This window comes from Arthrobacter rhombi, from assembly GCF_900163545.1.
In the GTDB taxonomy this organism is placed as follows: Bacteria; Actinomycetota; Actinomycetes; order Actinomycetales; family Micrococcaceae; genus Arthrobacter_H; species Arthrobacter_H rhombi_A.
The window spans coordinates 1-20,021 of record NZ_FUHW01000024.1; the positions used below are offsets into that span (position 1 = coordinate 1).

Below are 20,021 nucleotides of genomic sequence, written 5' to 3' on the forward strand. Positions count from 1 at the left end.
CGGAATCGTGCTACCAACTGTCCAGACGTGCGCTACCGTCAAGCGCTACTCGCCACATTATCGAGAATCAGCATTCAAGACGTTGTGAGGCCTCCCATCAAACACCGCCAACAACCGCGGCGCACGACAGACAGGCGCCGCCCGTGTAGGTGTCCCCCGGAAGAAATACAGCGCGCCGGCTCCAACGCCACAAGGCCTTCCGGGTAGCTGAGTTCACTTCAGACAATATGCGCAGCGGTTCGCTTACGCGTCCAAACATTCCAATCACCACCTGGTAATGTTATGGGGCTAGTAGAAACCTAGGAGGTTTATCCGGTGATTCCGGTCATTGATGTTTTCGCCGGTCCCGGTGGTCTAAACGAAGGGTTTTCGAGCGTACTCGCCTCAGGCGATACTCCAGCATTTCATACGGTTGCTTCCATCGAGATGGAAGCATCGGCAGTTCGAACCCTGCGCTTCCGGAGTGCAATGCGCCACTTCCGTCGTTTGCATGGCGATGGCTCGGCAGCACTCGACGACTATTTGAATTTTCGAATCTCGCTGCACCAATTAGAACTAGACCCCGGTTTCAAAGAGGCCCTCCAGCTTGCTGACCTCGAGGTACACCAACACGAACTCGGGCCAGAAAATCACGAGGAAACAAGTAAAATCATCACGAACGCCCTCGGTGACAATGGCCAGCCGTGGGTACTAATCGGAGGGCCGCCATGCCAAGCGTATTCACTCGCCGGGCGTTCACGACGCACTAAAGACGCCACCTTCCAAGATGACCACAAACACTTTCTTTACCGCGAGTATTTGCAAATCATCAAATCTCATAGACCGACAGTATTCGTGATGGAAAACGTGAAGGGACTCCTTTCTGCGGTCAATCGCGGAGAACGAATGTTTGACCTAATTCGGGGGGACTTAGAAAATCCGGCGCCAGGACTGTCCTACGAACTACACTCCATGGTTTCCAATGACGTTTCGCCCCCGTCGGGGCAGGACTTCTTGATTCGCGCAGAAGACTACGGCGTGCCTCAAAAAAGACATCGCATCATCATTGTTGGTGTTCAAGTCGGCTCGGGCCTTTCTGCACCAGAAGCCCTAGAGCCTCGTCCCCGAATCTCCGTAGGCGAAGCCATTACAGACTTGCCCAAACTCCGCTCCACTCTTTCGCGAGGCGTGGATCCGTCTGGAGAGCACTGGAAGAAAGTCGCGTACCGCGTTCGAGATTTTTTGGGAAATGCTGGATCAGAGTTTGATCTTGCGCCAAATTTACCTTCGTCTTCCCGAGAACCAGTCAACGCTTCGGCTTACGTGAAGGACAGCGCCAAGGACTACTTTTCATTCGTGCGGCCGTCAAAAATTAGAAAACTGCCTACTTGGAATCATGAGGCACGCGGTCATATGGAAGCCGACCTCGTTCGATACGGAATGCTAAGTGCGCTCTCGAACAAAGCCGGGCGTAGTCTAAAGGTCAAAGACTTGGATAGGAGTTTTTGGCCGAACCACAAAAATATTGAAGCAGAAGTAGTCCCATTCCAAGACCGATTCCGTGTCCAGGTTCTACCATCCCCCTCCTCGACAATTGTTTCGCATATTGCCAAGGATGGTCACTACTTCATCCATCCCGATCCAGCACAAATGAGAAGCCTCACTGTCCGCGAAGCGGCACGGCTTCAATCATTTCCTGACGACTATATCTTTGTCGGGAACCGAACTGAACAGTTCACCCAAGTCGGCAATGCCGTTCCGCCTCTCCTAGCAAAACGCATCGGTGAAAACATCGCGGCGATAATGATCACCTAGATAAGACTATTGCCGCCTCACTTTCGGCGAAGGTTTCATCCACAAATTCAGCGAGCTCCAGTGTCGACAGTCCATAAATGCTGATAACCGCAAGTTTTCGCGTAAAACGCTTCATGGCATCCCGTAAGAGAATCATCTTCTGATCTGTCTCCTCCGAGACTAAATGTCGCTTAGCGATTGCAGAGCCTAGTCTTTGATATCCCCCTATCCGGGGGCGCTCAATTATCTGAACCGCTTCGTCTTCTCCTAGTTGGGACGCAGCATCATTTCCGAGTAAGTGTGCTCGCCACCACAGGCGACCAAATGTCGTGCGCGCAAAGCTGAATACCCGATCGTGAGCAACCGACCACTTCAATTCTGAGCTATTCCACGTACCGTAGCGCCACACCATCACGTCTGGGAGCAAGAGCAAGTTGAAAGCAATCCAGACTTCATTGCAAGACGCGTCTGCCGGGTGAATATCAACGGTGTCGTGCAAAACCTCGCACGCCGCCCTATCAAATTGAGTCCGTTCGTGACTACTGACTCTCGAGGGGAAGCCATGCTTCACCGCGACCCCGAGCACCCCGTCACGTATAGATTTAAACTCCGCGTTGGATACCCTCGACTTTGCAAGCGGGTAAAAGGTGGCGCCGTCTACGGTCGCGAGTTCGGCGCTCATTGAAAGCTCCGAAAGAGACCTCGATTGGAGCTCCGTCCATGTCATCGCCCCCTGGTGCACGCTCATCCGGGGAAAGCAGTGGTTCTGTCTGGTCATTTCTGCACCCTGTTAACGATCGCCTGAAGTTCTGTCTCGACTCTTCCCGCGTCCTCTTCGTATCTTGATCGCAGAACCTCAAGCGCCACTCCAAAGAGATTAACAAAACCGACAAGGAGCTCACCGAGCGAGCTCTCAGGGTAGTCCTCGTTCGAGTCAAGATCAGGAATTCGCAATGCCAGTTGCAGCAGTTGTCGTGAGAAATCAGTGCGTAAGAAATGCATCCACGCGCCAGCGAGCTCACCATCGGGCTCGTTTAGAAGCGGAGCCAAGGCAGAATTGTCGGTGTTTAGCCAGAGCCATATTGCGCCGTCTGCTGGCAAGTACAGATCGTGGGTCATGATCTTTAGCCACCACATCGCGGTGCTCGGATTTGGGAAATCCTGTCCGGCAAATGGAATGGGCAGGATAGGAACTTGGCCGCCGTCACCCTCGAGAACCAACTTATTTTCGGCCGAAAAGACGAGGCTACCAATTCTTGAAGGCGCTAGGACCGAGTCAAGAACGTTGGGAACCCACTTGACCACAATTTGAAATTCGATGGTGGCAATCCCGCCAACTGAATCTCCCGGAAGCTCAAGAGTCAGATGCTGCTCCCCTTCGCAGAGGATGATGGGTTCAGCTGCCGTGACTGCCGGGTTTCCTGTTGAACGGGCTACGAGGAATGCTCCTAAAACTGTTTCGCTTGGGAGCTCCAGTTCAGTCTTGATAGCTGCTAGATCAACAGTCACTTCAGTGCTGGCAGCAACCACAGAGTGGTAATTCCAGCCTTCAAGGACATCTCCCAACATCTCCATAGGATGTCCGTCCAATGAAAACGTCCAAGATACTGCAACGTTCCGCTCGTTCTCGACGACGAGGTGTCCGAGACTCACGTTCTTCACAGCCGCACCTCTCGCAATTCAACCGAGGCTCTCAGGGCCGTTTCACGCGGCTGCACAAATACTGCAGTGACCTCCGTATCGTCCGGGGTCTCCATGATTAGAGTTGATCGGAGTTCGCGCTCCTTCCCGTATCGCCAGCCAGCAAACTCAGGGGCAACGGCGGCTGCTGGACCTTCGTCGCGCTCAATTCCGCCACCCGCGACAACCACACGCGCGCTGGCTAGGAGTTCGACGCAATCCCCACGTTTGCCGCCACGAATCGCATACGTGAACCCTACATGGACTATGCCCTGGATCTGATGCAATCTAGGCGAGCGCACTTGCTGAATTGAGACACGCCTACTGAGCGAAGACTTGGAAGTGGAATCTCTCTCCGCAGCCTGCCCAAAACTCCTCACCGAATTGCCCGCGAAAGAGCCGATCAATGAACCCAAGCTGGCCGAAATACGGCTGGCCCCATGGGTATTCGACGCGCCTGTCGTATCACTGGCCACGGCTGAGGTCGCGGTGAAAGTCTCACGAACCCTCCTAAGCGCTAAGGACACAAAGTTTGCTCGCCTCGCAACGTGACTCATCGATGCGACCCAGTCATCGTGCGTTACAGGTTCGGCTTTCGCGAATTCACCATCCACCTCAGGATCAGCCAAAAATACACCGTATGCATCACCGTCGGCATCAATCGGTGCAACCGGCATGTACTTAACGATCATTCGTGGCTTCCGCATTAGGGCCACCGTATTCGCGTATCCGGCCGTTATCGACGAGCCAGATTCGGGCGTCCGCCGAACAACTAAGTGCCCCAATTGCTGCTTCGGGTTCTTGGACCAAATTTCCTTACCAAAACTTAGGCCATTCGGCGGGCCGAATTTTCCTTGAGACCACTTGTCAAGAGCCTGAAAAGCATGCGCAAAGTGCTTTGTCCGCGGATCCTCGAATGGACGTATCGGGGCCAGTTCAGAATCATCGCTTTTGAACACGAAAGAGACGTTGGGCCCCGCATCGGTCTCGATTGCGTGCGGCCAAGCCCACAGAAGGGCGGCTTCTCGCAAAGCATCAATACGCGATGCTGCGGGCGCCTGTTCCTCCAGTTCGGTGTACTCCAGCGGTACTAAGATCATGATTGACGTACCAGTCATATCGGGTTCCATCACCGGGATACCGAGAGCGATGGCTAATTGCCGCGCTTCGTCCCCGAGGACAGGGTCGACAACGTCGTCCGATGCAATCTCACCCCACCAATTCCTGCCTGTAAATTTATACCCGTCTTCGACGTAGTCCGAGTCGCCTCCAGATACGGCTATAAGCCTCGGCTCCACGACACCGTTGACTCTGGGTTGCGAGTAGACAATACATACGCCAACCTCACTTGCTGAGTACAAGGCCCCCTTGCCGAGACCGTAGGTGCCACCTTCCAACCCCTTTAGGTGCGAACGTCCAAAGTTTCTGATGAAGTCGGCGAAGTCACTTCGTTCGCCTTCCCCAGGAGCAACGTTCGCGCGTATTGGACCACCTAGACCGCGGGTACAAGTATCGGTTATTGTCAGGACCCGGAAACGATTCAACATGGACAGTCGCCTGATCTTTGTTGATTTCCCTTCAGGCGGCAGCTCAGCGAAAACCAAGTCTGTCACCACAGACATCTGGGAATCCGACAAGGTAAACTCAGAGATTTCGAACTGTATTTGTTCCAGAATTCGGGCATCCCAAGAATTCTGCAAAGTTTCCCGTAGCAAGACACTCCACATGTCGAGGCTAGTTCTACCCATGGCGTTGTTGATTGACTGAGCATCACCGCTGCCGGCAGCGTCCCATTGCTGTCTGTAGAGTCGCAGCTTCTTCATTCTCTAGCGCCCGTAAGTCTAAACATTTCCGGGTCACCCTCAACATCTGGTCTCTCAAATAAGTTAATCGAGTACTGCAGACCAGTCACGGCTTCCATGATCCACTTTGGAACCGTCTCTTCCGTGAGCCTAGGAAATTCTTCGTCGACCTCGACTGTCCGGCTTGTCAGCAGTTCGAATCGGCGGCCAGCGTAGAGGCCGGAATCCGATTCGTCGTATCCAAGATTTTTCACCGCGCTAAGGATCGCCACTCGGTTGAGACCCCGCTCATACAGGCGCTGCAAAACCTGCGGGACCGATTCCCCACTCGGACTAGCCTCAAACTGATACCCGCGAATAAGGAGTCTCCCCGACATGGGGACAACCAGTTGAGAAGCGCCGTGGACAGTAATCGGGAAAGTCTCCCGAACAGTCGTAGATTTCACTTCCACGGAGAGATCCTCAAACACGAAGTCGTGACGAGCACCGAATGGCCCCCTCCACGCTTGCATTGCCCCGGGCCCGCGCAAAAATCCGATCTCATCTAAGAACTTGAGCTCACCCAACAACCCAACTAACTGATTATCGGAGAGTACTGGCATCCGGTCGTCACGAAGTAGTTCTCGCCACCGTTCTAGGGTTTCGCGTGCAATCTGTGACGCATGGTCAGGCATCCGAACAACGGCCTCAAGTATGTCGTCGACCAATAAGCTGAACTGCGTCAGAAGGCGGAGATCCATACATTGCAGAACCACAAAATCCTGAGGCCCACTATTGGAAACAATCGTTCGACATTCGAAAGTGATCGTCCTATTTTGCCAGTCCGCGGGGCCCGGTTGTGGTTCATCAATAGGTATCAATAGCGAAGGATACCCACTTCCGTCGACGGCATGAAGGAGCGGGCCTTTGCTCGTTTCCACTTCCGTTATTCTGACTGTCAGTCCAGGGTTTGACGCTACTTGAGTAGACAGGTATTCAAAGATGGCGTGAGATGGCTCCGCTACAGTGTTCACTGGACTTGAGCCTCCTCTTCCGAAGCGCGCTTCTCGTCCAAGGAGTCGGCCTCTTCGGCTTCTGAATCAGCGTCCTCCAAGTAGCCGGGTGTTACCGGTGCGGAGTAGTAGTCGACAGTGTCAGCCTGGTTCTCGGCTTCTGGAAAGAGAATGCTGATTCCAACTACATGTTCCTTGGCTTGCAACGGTTCCCGAACAGGATCCTTTGGAGTGGACTGCTCATTTTTCACCTCGACTCCAGGATCAACCTCAGAATTTTTGTTGATCGGATAGATCACAAGCAACCCCGTGCGTCCAAGACCTTGCTGCCGTCGTACAAGCTTTAGGACTTCATCATTAACTTTATTTTGTTGTCCATCGAAGAACGTGTCTGCAATGCTCTGCTTCGAAAGTGAGAGATCGGCGACCCTGTCCCATCGGGAGGTGATGGCCTTCAAATTCGCGGTTCCGTCGTCGTTAGTCATGACCTTCCGGCGCCGAAGTAATTTCAGCGGCTCTGACAACCCAAGATTCAACCCCGAGGAAACCCCGTCTCGTCGCTCTACGAACACGACGTTCCAATCCTTAAGCGCGCCCTGCTCATTTTGTTTGCCGATGTATTTTGTAATCGATTCAGTATCGATGGTCCTGGCATCTTTATGCACCAAGTATGAACTCAAGAAGGCAATAATGCTCTCGACGTTGAGGCCCTTGAAACCGCGAATCGAGCTCCCAAGCTCTCGTTCGCTGTGGCCCTCCCTCAACGCAGTCTCTACCAGATTGATTACTGACCTTTGATTGGAGAGAAGCCATTTAGAGTCTTGGTCCCGGAAGAGTATGGTTTGAACTTTCCTGCCCGAGTAGCTCACCGAAGTTTTTGTGCCAGCACCCATTTTTGCCGCCGATGTAATTGCCATCTGCGGGTGAGTCCGGATCCGAACAGGCACTTGCAGAGGCGTCTTATTTTCCCTCGCATACACTTCAATATCACGACGGATCTCAAGCTCGACGGTTGCCAAGGCGATAAACCACTGGCGCAATTCGTTGGTCATCCATACCCTGACAAGATCCTCATAGCCTCGTCGATACCCAAACCATCGTCCCATTTGAAGCAGAGTGTCGTATGCCGTTGAAGCTCTAATGAAGTAGCTAGAAATCAAACCTTCTAGAGTCAACCCACGTGAAAGTGTGTTCCCTCCAACCACGATGACAGTCGCTGGTTTGTTGTCGTCATAGTTGAGCCGTTCCGAGGACAAATAGTTGTCAACTACGACATCGACAGCAAAAAGTGTTTTTTCAATGTCTTCCCGTAGCGCCTCGTATGTGTACTCCTCATTACCAAATTCGGCCCCTGTGACTCGCGCACTCTCGAGTTCCCAGATCGACCGTACTTCAGCTTCGAGCTTGCGGTCCGCCCGCAGGAAATCTGCTCGAATATCTTCGAGTTCTTCTTCGATGGAAGCCGCAGTTGCCATATGCGCCCGGGCAAGCATAGAGGTGTGAACGAGCATAGAAGAGTGTTTGGTCTCCCCTGACCTACGCCGACGGACAGTCGTTGCCAGCACAAACCACAACAAACTCCGTCGCAACGAGTCGGGGATGTCGGGCGCCCAAATTTCAAGGTCATCCTTCTTCTTCGGCGGCCTGACTGTATCCACGTCTTCAAGACTGACTATCCTGACGACATCCATACCGTCATCTGGCGTTTCGCCCTCGTCATGTTCCAAGGTCCCAAAAAGACGTTCGGGCCCGAAGTACGCGTCCGGCTTGGGAAGATTGACTATGAAATGTCTCGGATATAGTCCCCCTACATCAGCAGGATCGATCAACAAGTTGGCAAATGGCGTTGCCGTGTAGGCGATGTATGCAGCCTTTGGATGCGAAAGAACTTCGCCAATCAACGCATTAATCGTAGATTGACGTTTACTTCCTACATCGATCGATGCTTGATCTGCCTCATCGTCGATGACAAGAATTGGTAACTGGGCAATAGTTGTGGACGAAGCCCTATTCAGCCACGCGTTGAGTCGCCGGAGGCGCGCCGGGTTCTTCTTCACCACGGCGAGAAGTCGAAGATCTTTATTACTCAGGAGAGCGTTGGGATTCGTTGTTTCAGCAAAATCATGATCACTAGTTGTGAGCAAGTGAAATCTTGCGGAGCAGGGGTCCACGACATACTCACCTATGCGTTCCTGCGTTTGTTGCCGCAGGTTATCCGTAATACCTGAAAGAACGATAACGAGTCGATATCCGACATCGGCCGCCTTGGCGATGACAGACATGAAGTTTGTCGTCTTCCCGCTTTGGACATACCCGAGGACAAGGCCGCGCGTGTCGATTGTTTCGCTCCCCGGAGGCGATCCAAGACCGACTACACGCGACGATGAAGAATCGATCCCCTTTACAGCATCTTCCAGCTCAACAGACAAGCGGTTCCTCAGCGGCGGCCAGAAGTAGTCGTCGTGGCGTGGTCCTCCGTACCAACCCGCGAATGTGCTGGTTAACGTTCCTCCTCCGGCTTCGTCCTCGCCTCCGGGCCAAGTGTCGACCTTGCGAATTCGCCTTTCATATTCCGCTCGACCAGCCAAAACTAATGAACGTTCCAGCCTAAAAACGCCGCTTTCGAGCTTCTCGCACACCCTCGATACTTCTAGTCCTCCTCGGACCTGAACTTCGATGTGTTCCGCAACCTCACGGACTTCATCCTGCGCGAAATCGCTAGTGCCTTCCCCAACCGGATATACCGACATCCAACCCCCAAAAAACTCGTAGTCCTGTGACCATCGCTACTTTTCCTGATCATATCCAGGACTTACCAAATTTCATTGAAGTCGATGCCCCGTGTATGGCTAAGTCCAACTGACAGCCTGTGATTTCCGAGGCTCGCGTTTATCTGCGCTCGTCAGCTCAACCTCGATATCAATTACGACAAGCGTCCACGCACTAAAAACGTCGCACTTGTTGAGGATCTAGCCCACGAACTTCGGACTTCATTTGTCGTTCGCAACAACTCAATGGAGAACCGAAATGTCAAAGCGTCAACTGGCATATTCAATCCATGCGTCACTAAGTTGAAATCAGCTTCGAATGGGGAAGCCTAGCCTTCACCATTCCACGCACGTCTGATTTCGGGCCAAAGCAAGACGCCGACCTAGGTGCCTAGAGCGTATTCTGCGCCGAATCAGCTGAAGACAGCGTTGCTCATTCATTCCAACATTCGAAACGGCGGCCCCGAGCCCGAAAACGGTCTCCTCGTCCATTACTCCACCGCCGAAATCACTGCAGCCGCCCTCAAAAATTGACTGGACATTGTCAAAAGTGACCCAAGGATTCGGCCCAGACCGTTGAAGTCACTTCAAAACTAGGGCTCCATGGGGCGGTGCAAAAGTGGCTCCCACTCCTTGGCCTGATGTAGAAAGAGATGACAGTTGTAGGGTCATACTGCATCGAAGCTGCGTTGAGGGCACACATTCCGTCACGATCTACCCACTGTTATTTGCTATCGTCCGATGTCCCCGGGACAACCTTCCATAACGTCCAGACGACGTCGACGACATAGACGAAGACCCAGAGCCGCAGGGCAGCCGCCAGGAGGGCAACGAGGTCGAATGGCGCGGTAACGGCATGGACGACCGCGCGGAACGGGAGGATCGCTTCTTGCCCGATCCCGAGAAGCGCCTCCGGGTTCAACGAGGGCAGGAAGAGCAACCCGAGGAGGACGGCGGTCCCGAAGAGGGCCGTATGCCAGAACAGGTCCACCATGAGCTGCCGTCGGTTCTTCTCCGGTGTGGCTACCTCCGGGTCCACGGTCACTTTCTCTTCAGTGTCCACTTCCTTCTCCAGCGTGCTGTCCGGAGTCTCGATGGGCGTTGGGACCAGCGGTGTCGGCTCGAGAGTGCGGGGCTGATCCACCGCGCCGAGCCGGCGCACTGCCGCCGGCACCAGCGCCGCCCCGGAGAGGATGACCACTGCGAAAACGAGGCAGGCCATGAGCCAGGATCCGGCGTCGTACAAGAATCCTGCCGCCAGTGAACCGACCATGGCCCCGGCCAGTGTGCTGGCTTCATAGAGGCTCAGCCCGCGTCCCAGGTGGCGGGGGCCGACTGATTCGGCGATGACCGCCTGCTGGATGGGCATGATGGCCGCCCAGGCGGCCCCGGAGAGCACCCACAGCCCAGCGATCACCAAAGGATTGGGCGCTAAGCCGAGGCCCGCGGCGAAGATCGCACTGGCCACTGAACCGAGGATCAGGATTTTCCGGCGCCCGTACCTGACGACGGCACGGTGCAGAAGGGGTGGCAGGATACTCATGGCGATCGCCCCGGGCAGGAAGATCAGTGCGATTTGAAAGGGCTCTAGATCGAAGTGACGCTGCAGCTGCAGGATCATCAGCAGGCTGATGGCGGCTTCCGCGGCCTCGACGATGACCACTGCCAGCAGCATCGGTCGCAGTTTCCGGCCCACCCCACCCAGGTTCAGTGAGGTCAGCGCCGTTGCGGAATCGTTCTCGGCTCCTTCCTCCCCACCGCCGGCAGGTTCATCGGGCACGGCAGGTAGGACCCACCGCCCCGGTGAGGTGGCCAGCACCACGGCCGCTGCGAAGGAACAGAAGGCCAGCGCGAAGAACACCGACACGTAGTTGGTCACCGAGAGCAGGACGACCGCCGGAACGAACACGACCCAGCTGCCGTATTCCTCGGCCGAGAGCAGCTTGGCGAAGACGCCCGAGTCTATGTCCAACCGTTCGCCCACGATGGCCCGGATCGCCACCCACAGGAAAGCGCCTCCCACCCCGGACACGGCTGCTGCCGTCACCGCCAGAGGCAACCCGGAGGCCAGCCCGAAGAGCACGCAGCCGACACCGATGGTCGTTGCGCCTGCTGCCGCGATGCCGAGGCGTCCTCCGCGGTCGACCAGGGTCCCGGCGAACGGTCGGGTGAGCAGGGAGACCAGCACGTCCACGGCGAGCAGCACCCCGGTCTGGGAGGCCGAGAGCCCCAGCACGGCACCGGCGAACAGCGGCAGGACGAAGTCGATGAACGTCCCGGTTCCGCTGGTGAGTGTGGCACTGGTGAGCACCCGACGTTCGCGGCGCAGCAACGCCGGCGCAACGGTGTGATCCGCGTCATCGCGACGTACCATCAATACCCACCCCCATATCCGGCGCCATGTGCACCGTCACAGGCACTCTACGTGCCCCCGTCATGCAGAACGGTGAGAACTGAAAACAGCCTACGGTGGATACGTGACACCCGACCCACTTGAGACCGCAGACACCGCGACTGCCACCGGCCCTTCCATCACCGACCGGCGCGCGCGACTGGCTGTCTCACTGCTGTTCCTGACCAACGGTGCCCTGTTCGCCAACCTGCTCCCCCGCTATCCGGCCATCAAGGACGGACTCGGGCTCTCAAACGGTCAGTTCGGTGCCGCCGTCGCCGCCTTCCCGCTCGGAGCCCTCATTGCCGGCTTGGCGGCGGCCACCCTGATTCGCCGCTTCCGCTCCTCGAGGGTCGCCGTAGCTGGGACGATCCTCACCGGCACCGGCATCCTGCTGGCCGGACTGGCCCCGAGCTGGGCGTTGCTCGCCGGCGCACTGTTCATCGCCGGGGCCGCCGACGCGATCACCGATGTTGCCCAGAACTCCCACGGCCTGCGGGTCCAACGCCGTTATGGTCGGTCGATCCTGAACTCCTTCCACGCCGCCTGGAGTGTGGGCGCGGTCCTGGGCGGGCTGATGGGGGCCGCGGCCTCCGGAGCCGACATCCCACGCGGCATCCATTTGGGGCTCTCACTCATCCTCTTCAGCGCCCTCGCCCTCTACTGCCGACGCACTCTGCTTCCCGGTCCCGAACCGACCGGCCTGGACACCGCGGACCAGCACGACGACGGTATCCCCCGGGCCCGCATCTCCCGGCTGGCCACCTACGGGATCCTCGCGGCACTGGTCCTGGTCGCCACGGGCGGCTCGATCATCGAGGATGCCGGCAACTCCTGGTCGGCCATCTACCTGCACGATTCCCTCGGCGCCGTCGCACCGGTCACCGCGCTGGGCTTCGTGGCCCTCATCGGCTGCCAACTGGTGGGACGGCTCATCGGTGACCAGCTCTTCGATACCTTCGGCCAGCGACTCGTGGCCCGCGCCGGGGGTGCCATCGTCGTGGTCGGGATGGGGCTGGCGCTGGCCTTCCCGACCATCCCGGGCACCATCATCGGTTTCGGGCTCTCCGGCTTCGGCATGGCCACCCTGATCCCGGCGGCCATGCACGCCGCCGACGAACTCCCCGGCCTACGCCATGGCACCGGGCTGACCATCCTGGGCTGGCTGATGCGCGTGGGATTCCTCTTTTCCCCACCGATCGTGGGTTTCGTCGCCGACCGCACCAATCTGGCCACCGGGCTGCTCATCGTCCCGCTGGCAGGGCTGCTGGTCATCGTCTGCGCCGGGGTCCTCCCCCGCAAGACGAGGACGTAGACACTCTCCTCCCCCGGCACTGAGCCACCACCGACGAGTCCCCTGTTCCGGAGCACTCGGTGTGCTGCTACTTTGTATCCATGCACTTCAGGGCCCGCTGGAAGCGGCGAATACGCCGTGTCACCGCGCCGGTCCTTTCTCGAACCGCGACATGGACCCGACGTTGGCGTCCCCACCGGAGTACCGCGGAGCAGTTGCACCGACACCGACCGAATTCGCCGGCCTTGGCGATCGTCGCCGGTTTCTTCACCGCGCTGGTCATCGGAACCCTGCTGCTGATGCTCCCGATCTCCAAACGGGGCCCCGGGGGCGCCGACGGCCTGGACGCCTTATTCACTGCCACGTCGTCGGTATGCGTCACCGGTCTCATCACCGTGGACACCCCGACGTACTGGACCGGCTTCGGCCAGGTGGTCATCCTGGCCCTGATCCAGATCGGCGGATTCGGCGTCATGGCCTTCAGCGCCCTGCTGGGAGTCCTGCTGGCCGGGCGGCTGGGCCTGCGGGCCAAAATCCAGGTCGCTCAGGAGACCAAGTCCGCGGGATTGGGTCATGTGGGACGGGTCCTGGTCGGTGTTCTCAAGATCGGCCTGCTGACCGAGGCGGTCGTGGCAGTGCTCTTGGCGCTTCGATTCTTTCTGGGCTACGGCTATGCTCCCGCACGGGCAGTGTGGGAGGGGATCTTCCACGCGGTCTCTGCCTTCAACAACGCCGGTTTCGCCCTCTATACCGACAGCCTCAGCGGTTTCGTCGGCGACCCATGGATCTGTCTGCCGATTGCTGCAGCCGTCATCACCGGTGGGCTCGGCTTCCCCGTCCTGTTCGAGTTGCGCCGGCAGTATCGCCGGCCTGCCCGCTGGAGCATGCACACCAAGCTCGTGCTCTCGGGTTCGGCCCTCCTCCTCGTGGTCGGAACGGCGTTCTTCACCGTGGTCGAATGGACGAATCAGGCCACCCTGGCAGGATTGCCTACGGGCCAGCGGTTCCTGGCCGCCTTCTTCCAGTCGGTCGTCTCACGCACTGCAGGATTCAACAGCATCGACATTTCCCAGATGCACCCGGTGTCGTGGATGGGCACCGACATCCTGATGTTCATCGGCGGCGGGCCTGCGGGCACGGCAGGCGGCCTGAAGATCACCACCTTCGCTGTGTTGTTCTTCATCCTCTGGACAGAAATCAGGGGCGGGGCCGCCGTGAACATCTTCGGCAAACGACTTTCCAGGTCGGTCCACCGCCAAGCCATCACGGTGGTGTTGCTGGCCCTCGCACTGATCGTCATCTCCACCATGGTGCTGATGTTCCTCAGCGATTTCGGTCAGGAACGCCTCCTCTTCGAGGTCATCTCAGCGTTCGGAACCGTGGGCCTGTCCACCGGGATCACCGCTGCACTCCCCCCGGCCGGTCAGCTCATCCTCGTCGCCCTGATGTTCATTGGGCGACTGGGACCGGTGACCCTCGCCTCGGCTCTCGCGTTGCGCAGCCGCGCACCGCATTATGAATACCCCAAGGAAAGGCCGCTCATTGGCTAGGTCACCACGCGCAGGACGCCCACCTCAACTACCCAGGAAAGCCCGCACCGTCGCGGTCATCGGCCTGGGCAGGTTCGGGGGCGCGCTGGCCCTTGAACTTGAAGCCCAACGCACGCAGGTCCTGGGCATCGACCTCGATGAGGACACCGTCCAGTCGTTCAATGGGCTGCTCACCCACGTGGTCCGGGCCGATGGCACCCGCGAGGAGACCCTGCGCGAGCTCGGGGTCGATGAGATTGACGTCGTCGTGGTCGGGGTGGGCAACGACATCGAGGCCAGTATCCTCATTGCCTCGCGTCTGGTGAAGTTCGGCAACACCGAGATCTGGGCCAAGGCCATCACCGAACCCCATGCCGAAATTCTGGGGCAGCTTGGCATCACCCATGTCATCCGCCCTGAACACGATATGGGCCGGCGCACCGCCCACCTGGTACGCGGTGGCATGCTGGACTACCTCGAAATCGAAGGTGACTTCGTCATGGTCAGGACCCGCCCGCCGGAAGCTGCTCAGGACCGGCCGCTGGGTGTGCTGGGGCTGCGCGAAAAATACGGGGTCACCGTGGTCGCAGTCCGTGGACCTGATGGCGCCTGGCAGCACACCACGGCCCAAACAGTCCTGTATGCGGAGGACGAGATCATCGTCCAGGGCTATAAGGACGCCACCGAAGCGTTCTGCCTGCCCCGTACCTGAGTTTCTCGGCTTCCGCATCAAAACATAGTGTTTGGTGCTCCAAACTTTTGTTTTCTGAGTACTTGATCGTAAAGTACAGATATGCACATCCCTCACTTTCTCTGGCCAAAAACCGGTAGGCGCCGCCCCGCTGCCGCCGCCGCCCTGTTGGCCGCGACCCTAGGCCTGACGAGCTGCAGCGCGGCGGCCTCGTCCACCGGTGGCGACGACTCCGACCTGCCCGTGGTCCTGACGACGTTCACCGTCCTGTCGGACCTGGCCACCAATGTTGCCGGCGAGCACCTGCAGGTGGAGTCGATCACCAAGCCGGGCGCCGAAATCCATGGTTATGAGCCCACCCCCGGGGATATCAAGAAAGCCTCGAAGGCCGATCTGATCGTGGACAACGGCATGAACCTTGAAGCCTGGTTCGAAAAATTTGTGGACCACTTGGACGTCCCCCATATGGTGGCCAGTGAAGGCGTGGACGTCATCGACATCAGCGAGGACGAACAAGCCGGGCTGCCCAACCCGCACGCCTGGATGAGCCCCGACAACGCCCAGCTGTACGTCGACAACATGGCCGAGGCCTTCGGGGAACTCGCCCCCGAACATGCCGATGCTTTCCTCGCCAACGCCGAGGAATACAAAAACGAGATTCAGCAGGTCGGCGACGATCTCGAAGCCGATCTGTCCACGCTGCCGAAGAACGAACGGGCACTGGTCACCTGCGAGGGTGCCTTCTCCTACCTGGCCCGCGACGCCGGCCTGACCGAGCAGTACATCTGGGCGGTCAATGCCGAACAGCAGGCCCGGCCCAGCCAGATCGCCGCGGCCATCGAATTCGTGAAGGACCAGCAGGTGCCCGCGGTGTTCTGTGAATCCACGGTCTCCGATGCCCCGATGCAGCAGATCGTCGAAGCCACCGACGCCGACTTCGGCGGAACGCTCTACGTCGACTCGCTCTCCGGGCCCGACGGACCGGTCCCCACCTACCTGGATCTGCTGCGCCATGACGCCGACACCATTTCCTCGGCACTCACCGGGGCCACCTCGTGACCGCCGCGATCGACGTCCGCGAGGCCACCGTCCACTACGGGGAGGTCCTGGCCCTGGACCGCGCCACCGTGACCTTGCAGCCGGGCCGCATTTGCGGCCTGGTCGGCATGAATGGGTCCGGAAAATCCACGCTCTTCAAAACGATCATGGGTTCGGTGACGCCCGACCAGGGTTCGGTGCAGATCAACGGTGGGCACCCGGCTGCCGCCCGCAAGGCCGGCACCATCGGCTATGTTCCCCAAAGCGAGGAAGTGGACTGGGCCTTCCCGGTTTCCGTCCGCGATGTGGTGATGATGGGCCGCTACGCTCAAATGGGCATCACCCGCCGGCCACGGCCCGCGGACCGCGCCGCGGTCCAGGACGCCCTGGAGCGGGTGGAACTCACCGAATTTGCCGACCGGCAGATTGGTCAGCTTTCCGGCGGGCAGAAGAAACGGGCCTTCGTGGCCCGGGGTATCGCCCAAGGGGCGACCATCCTGCTGTTGGATGAGCCCTTCGCCGGCGTCGATAAGCGCACCGAGGCCACCATCACGTCCCTCTTGCGTGGACTCGCCGCCGAAGGGGCCACCGTCCTGGTCTCCACCCACGATCTGCACGCCTTGCCGGCGCTGGCCGATGAGGCCGTGCTACTGATGCGCAAGGTGCTCATGCATGCCTCCCCCGCGGAAGTCCTGCAACCCGAGAACCTCGCCCGCGCCTTCGGCCTGGACGTCATGGACCGGGAGGTGCTGGCGTGAATCTCATCGAACTCCTCGCCGAACCGCTGAGCTATGACTTCATGGTCCGCGCCTTGGCCACCACCGTCATCGCCTCGGTCGTCTGCGCCGTGCTCTCCTGCTGGCTGGTGCTGGTGGGCTGGTCGCTGATGGGTGACGCGGTCTCCCATGCGGTGCTTCCCGGCGTCGTCCTGGCCTACGTGGTCGGGGCACCCTTCGCCCTGGGAGCCATCGTTTTCGGGTTCCTGGCCGTCGCCCTGATCGGGGTGGTGCGTGACACCAGCCGGGTCAAGGAAGATGCGGCGATCGGCATCGTGTTCACCACGCTCTTTGCCTTGGGGTTGGCCCTGATCTCGGTGACCCCCTCGCAGACGGACCTGAACCACATCATCTTCGGCAACCTGCTCGGTGTGTCCCGGGCGGAGCTGTGGCAGGTGGGCATCCTGGGGGCCATCACCCTGGCGGTCCTGCTCCTGAAGCGCCGGGACTTCACGCTGTATGCCTTCGATCCCACCCACGCCCAGGCGATCGGGCTGAACCCCCGCCTGCTCGGTGCCGCCCTTTTGGGGCTGCTGGCCCTGACCTGCGTCGTGGCCCTGCAGGCGGTCGGCGTGGTGCTCGTGGTGGCCATGCTCATCATCCCGGGTGCCACGGCCTACCTGCTCACGGACCGGTTCTCCCGGATGCTGGTGCTCGCCCCACTGATTTCCGTGGTCTGCGCGGTGGCCGGACTGTATGTCAGCTACTACCTCGATACCGCTTCCGGGGCCATGGTGGTCCTGTCCCAGGGGGCGGCCTTCACGGTGGTGTACCTCTTCGGCCCGCGCCACGGACTGCTGGGCAAACGGTGGGCTGCACGGCGCCGCAAACGCCTGCTCACCACCGCGGCCTAGGGGGCACCTAGCCGGTGGCCACGGACACGAAGAGGGCATCGCTGGCCGTCTGGCCCAAACTCAACGGTTGCTGGCCTGAACCGTCCACCTGCACTTCCAACGTTCCCGAATACGGTTCGCCGGCACCGACGGTCAACCGGACACCACAGCTGATGTTCCGATCCCTGAAGTAGCCCAGCAGCTCGCTATCGGAATCGGAGATCCGCTCAACCACCACCACGGTTCCCGGTTCGACGCCGGTGAGCTGGACGGCATCGGGAACCTCCACGGTGCCGTCCGCTGCGGGGATGGGATCCCCGTGCGGGTCACGGGTGGGATGCTCCAGGATCGCGTCGATGCGTTCGATCATGAAGTCGGAGACGGCATGCTCGAGGACCTCGGCCTCATCGTGGACCTGTTCCCAGCCGTAGCCCAGCACCTCGACCAGGAACGATTCGATCAGCCGGTGCCGGCGGACCATCGCCACCGCGTGGATCCGTCCGGTTTCGGTCAATTCAACGGTGCCGTATTTGGCGTGGTTCAGGTATCCCTGCTCGGCGAGCTTGCGCACGGCATCGGAAACGGTGGAGATCCGCAGACCGGTTTTTTCGGCGATGTCCTTGGTCGTGACCGGTTCGCTGGTCCACTCCGAGAGACCCCAGACGGCTTTGAGATGGTTTTGGGCGCTGTCCGACAATTCAGTAACCGACATGCAGGCCAGTCTACGCAGCCCGCGCCCCGCACGCCCGTTGGGCCCCGTTGGAGCCGCTCCACCCGGTCCCGCGCACCTGCTAGCCTTCAAGTCATGGCCCTGCTGCAGCCCTGAAGCAACAGGTCCCGCGGTCGGCGGCAGTAACGAGGGGAATCTATGGACGGGACGATCACCGAGCTGGACGATCCGGTCCTGATCGCGCGCGCCCAGTCAGGAGATCTGGCGGCGTTCGAGGAGATCGTCCGCCGGTACCAACGCCCCATCCTGCGGTTCTGCCGTGGCATGCTCGGTCGCGGACCGGATGCCGAAGACGCCGTCCAGGACGTCATGGTCACCGCCTGGCGTCGGTTGCCGACCCTGCGCTCCGCCGAGGCGGCGTCGACGTGGTTGTACCGGATCGCCCGGCATAGTTGCATCGACCTGCTCAGGAAACGGCAGCCCGACGGCGGCGATCCAGCGGAGTACGAGGACCGCCAAACCCCGAGCGAATCATCTCGGCACCCCCTAGCGGGGCCCGCCGAGGACACCGAAACCCAGTTGGCTCTGGCCGAGCTGTGGCGCTTCGTCGCCACCATGCCTTGGGCCCAACGCGAAGCCTGGATGCTGCGCGAGATCCACGGGTTGAGCTACCAGGAAATCGCCGCTATCACCGGCGAAAAGCTGGCCACCGTCCGAGGACGCATATCGCGCGCCCGCACCACGTTGGCCGAAAGGATGGACCCGTGGAAATGACCACCGGAGGCGAGGAGGTGCCCGCTTGCGACCGCTCCGAAGAGGACATCTGGGAGCGCCTGGACCTGCCTCCCGACGAGCACGAACTCTCCTGCCCGCACTGTCAGGAACAACGCCGCCGGCTCCAACCCCTGCTGTTGGCGACCCGACGGCTCCGGGAGACCCCGCCGGAAGAGGCCGCCGAGGAGGACGCCGCCTTGGAGCGGATCCGCCATACCGCCATGGACGGCATTCGTGCCGAAATTCGGCGTGGCCGGCGCCTCGAGGTGCTGGTGACCCCGCACGGCCCCCTGGAGCTCAGTGTCTACGTGCTCAATGAGGTCATCCGCCGGGCCGCCGACGGTGTTCAGGGCATCAAACTGGGCCGCCACGGCACCACGGGGACGACGACGGATGCCGGGCTCCCCGCGGTGCTCTGCCACCTGTCGGTGCAGATGAACGCCGATGAACAGGTCCCGGAGGTCGCCGAACGACTCCGCGCGGCCACCCTGGCCGCCCTGGCCGACGAGCTGGGCGTCGTCCCCGCGGCCGTCGATATCACCGTGGAGGACATCACCCATGACTGAGCCAACCGTTGAGCCCACCCCCACCGAAGCGGCCCGCACGGCGGCCATCACCGAAGTCTTGGAAACCGACGGGGTGGCCGAGGTGTTCCCGCCGACCTTCGCCATCGTCCGCGCCCTGTCCTCCCGGCCGGCCTCCCCCACCGAAGCCCTGCGCCTGCGCCAGGGCACGGAAGGGACCGAGGCGCGGATCGACATCGGTGTGGAGGCCGGTCACCGGGCCACCGACGTCGCCCGGGCAGTGCAGCAAAAAATCCATACCGTCCTGCTCGGCCACGGTCTCAAGATGGCCTTCGTTGCTGTCACCGTCCTGGAACACGGTCGAGCCGACACGGGGCCGTGGAACTAGCGTCCAAAGTTTTTTTCGTTTCGACCGTGACGTTTTCCTCCCGAGCCCGTCTGTACTCATGAGACCGACGCACCGTGCGTTGGCACCAGGGAGGAAA

The 20,021-nt window shown here is 59.7% G+C and carries 17 protein-coding genes; 10 read left to right on the forward strand and 7 right to left on the reverse strand.

All coding sequences use genetic code 11. The features are described 5' to 3' along the window. The first annotated feature begins 315 nt into the window (after positions 1 to 315). The gene (locus FM101_RS06140) at positions 316 to 1,794 is read left to right on the forward strand and encodes a DNA cytosine methyltransferase (RefSeq protein WP_086997004.1); all 1,479 of its coding nucleotides are present in this window, start codon (positions 316 to 318) and stop codon (positions 1,792 to 1,794) included. Here FM101_RS06140 and FM101_RS06145 read toward each other — a convergent pair. From FM101_RS06145 to FM101_RS06170, 6 genes are all read right to left on the reverse strand, one after another. Further along, a complete protein-coding gene (locus tag FM101_RS06145) occupies positions 1,787 to 2,455 on the reverse strand; it encodes a hypothetical protein (RefSeq protein ID WP_143269233.1) in 669 nt (222 codons plus the stop codon). The two genes, FM101_RS06140 and FM101_RS06145, sit on opposite strands and share 8 nt — an antisense overlap. Positions 2,456 to 2,547: 92 nt before the next feature. Beyond that, complete coding sequence (locus FM101_RS06150; protein WP_086997010.1) at positions 2,548 to 3,435, reverse strand: hypothetical protein; 888 nt, start codon at positions 3,433 to 3,435, stop codon at positions 2,548 to 2,550. Then, a complete protein-coding gene (locus tag FM101_RS06155) occupies positions 3,432 to 5,276 on the reverse strand; it encodes a hypothetical protein (protein WP_086997013.1) in 1,845 nt (614 codons plus the stop codon). The genes FM101_RS06150 and FM101_RS06155 overlap by 4 nt, the downstream gene beginning before the upstream one ends. Then, positions 5,273 to 6,268, reverse strand: coding sequence for a PD-(D/E)XK motif protein (locus FM101_RS06160; protein ID WP_086997016.1), 996 nt, complete (start codon positions 6,266 to 6,268; stop codon positions 5,273 to 5,275). Before FM101_RS06160 ends, FM101_RS06155 begins: the two co-directional genes overlap by 4 nt. Next, complete coding sequence (locus tag FM101_RS06165) at positions 6,265 to 8,997, reverse strand: Z1 domain-containing protein (RefSeq protein ID WP_086997019.1); 2,733 nt, start codon at positions 8,995 to 8,997, stop codon at positions 6,265 to 6,267. The genes FM101_RS06160 and FM101_RS06165 overlap by 4 nt, the downstream gene beginning before the upstream one ends. Before the next feature lie 742 nt (positions 8,998 to 9,739). Further along, positions 9,740 to 11,389, reverse strand: coding sequence for an MFS transporter (locus FM101_RS06170; protein WP_086997022.1), 1,650 nt, complete (start codon positions 11,387 to 11,389; stop codon positions 9,740 to 9,742). Positions 11,390 to 11,492: 103 nt separating this feature from the next. On the opposite strand from FM101_RS06170, the gene FM101_RS06175 reads away from it, so the two are divergent. The 6 genes from FM101_RS06175 to FM101_RS06200 all read left to right on the forward strand — a co-directional run bounded on the left by FM101_RS06175 (position 11,493) and on the right by FM101_RS06200 (position 17,589). After that, positions 11,493 to 12,722, forward strand: coding sequence for an MFS transporter (locus FM101_RS06175; protein WP_086997025.1), 1,230 nt, complete (start codon positions 11,493 to 11,495; stop codon positions 12,720 to 12,722). 224 nt (positions 12,723 to 12,946) lie between these two features. Then, entirely contained in the window at positions 12,947 to 14,251 is a 1,305-nt protein-coding gene (locus tag FM101_RS06180) for a TrkH family potassium uptake protein (protein WP_342744367.1), read from the forward strand. Then, the gene (locus tag FM101_RS06185) at positions 14,244 to 14,942 is read left to right on the forward strand and encodes a potassium channel family protein (RefSeq protein WP_245806638.1); all 699 of its coding nucleotides are present in this window, start codon (positions 14,244 to 14,246) and stop codon (positions 14,940 to 14,942) included. Before FM101_RS06180 ends, FM101_RS06185 begins: the two co-directional genes overlap by 8 nt. 81 nt (positions 14,943 to 15,023) lie before the next feature. Further along, positions 15,024 to 15,980: a metal ABC transporter substrate-binding protein gene (locus tag FM101_RS06190; protein WP_086997033.1), complete on the forward strand. Its 957-nt coding sequence runs from the start codon at positions 15,024 to 15,026 to the stop codon at positions 15,978 to 15,980. Further along, entirely contained in the window at positions 15,977 to 16,717 is a 741-nt protein-coding gene (locus FM101_RS06195; RefSeq protein WP_086997036.1) for a metal ABC transporter ATP-binding protein, read from the forward strand. The genes FM101_RS06190 and FM101_RS06195 overlap by 4 nt, the downstream gene beginning before the upstream one ends. Positions 16,718 to 16,722: 5 nt before the next feature. Then, positions 16,723 to 17,589, forward strand: coding sequence for a metal ABC transporter permease (locus FM101_RS06200; RefSeq protein WP_428844146.1), 867 nt, complete (start codon positions 16,723 to 16,725; stop codon positions 17,587 to 17,589). Positions 17,590 to 17,596: 7 nt separating this feature from the next. On the opposite strand, the gene FM101_RS06205 is transcribed toward FM101_RS06200, so the two are convergent. Then, positions 17,597 to 18,280 carry a metal-dependent transcriptional regulator gene (locus tag FM101_RS06205; RefSeq protein WP_086997041.1) on the reverse strand — a complete coding sequence of 228 codons (684 nt, stop codon included), beginning with the start codon at positions 18,278 to 18,280 and terminating at the stop codon, positions 17,597 to 17,599. Positions 18,281 to 18,436: 156 nt separating this feature from the next. On the opposite strand from FM101_RS06205, the gene FM101_RS06210 reads away from it, so the two are divergent. From FM101_RS06210 to FM101_RS06220, 3 genes are read left to right on the forward strand one after another with little or no spacing between them, the layout of a single operon-like run. Continuing rightward, positions 18,437 to 19,012: an RNA polymerase sigma factor gene (locus FM101_RS06210; protein ID WP_086997044.1), complete on the forward strand. Its 576-nt coding sequence runs from the start codon at positions 18,437 to 18,439 to the stop codon at positions 19,010 to 19,012. After that, positions 19,003 to 19,578, forward strand: a complete 576-nt coding sequence (locus FM101_RS06215) for a hypothetical protein (RefSeq protein ID WP_143269234.1) — start codon at positions 19,003 to 19,005, stop codon at positions 19,576 to 19,578. Before FM101_RS06210 ends, FM101_RS06215 begins: the two co-directional genes overlap by 10 nt. After that, on the forward strand, positions 19,571 to 19,924 hold the full coding sequence (locus FM101_RS06220; protein WP_086997050.1) for a hypothetical protein: 354 nt from the start codon (positions 19,571 to 19,573) through the stop codon (positions 19,922 to 19,924). Before FM101_RS06215 ends, FM101_RS06220 begins: the two co-directional genes overlap by 8 nt. The last annotated feature ends 97 nt before the right edge of the window (positions 19,925 to 20,021 follow it).

Coding starts and splice junctions, on each gene's coding strand:
- FM101_RS06145 (WP_143269233.1), bottom strand. CDS start 2,455: ATGAGCGCCGAACTCGCGACCGTAGACGGCGCCACCTTTTACCCGCTT.
- FM101_RS06155 (WP_086997013.1), bottom strand. CDS start 5,276: ATGAAGAAGCTGCGACTCTACAGACAGCAATGGGACGCTGCCGGCAGC.
- FM101_RS06165 (WP_086997019.1), bottom strand. CDS start 8,997: ATGTCGGTATATCCGGTTGGGGAAGGCACTAGCGATTTCGCGCAGGAT.
- FM101_RS06170 (WP_086997022.1), bottom strand. CDS start 11,389: ATGGTACGTCGCGATGACGCGGATCACACCGTTGCGCCGGCGTTGCTG.
- FM101_RS06190 (WP_086997033.1), top strand. CDS start 15,024: ATGCACATCCCTCACTTTCTCTGGCCAAAAACCGGTAGGCGCCGCCCC.
- FM101_RS06205 (WP_086997041.1), bottom strand. CDS start 18,280: ATGTCGGTTACTGAATTGTCGGACAGCGCCCAAAACCATCTCAAAGCC.
- FM101_RS06210 (WP_086997044.1), top strand. CDS start 18,437: ATGGACGGGACGATCACCGAGCTGGACGATCCGGTCCTGATCGCGCGC.
- FM101_RS06220 (WP_086997050.1), top strand. CDS start 19,571: ATGACTGAGCCAACCGTTGAGCCCACCCCCACCGAAGCGGCCCGCACG.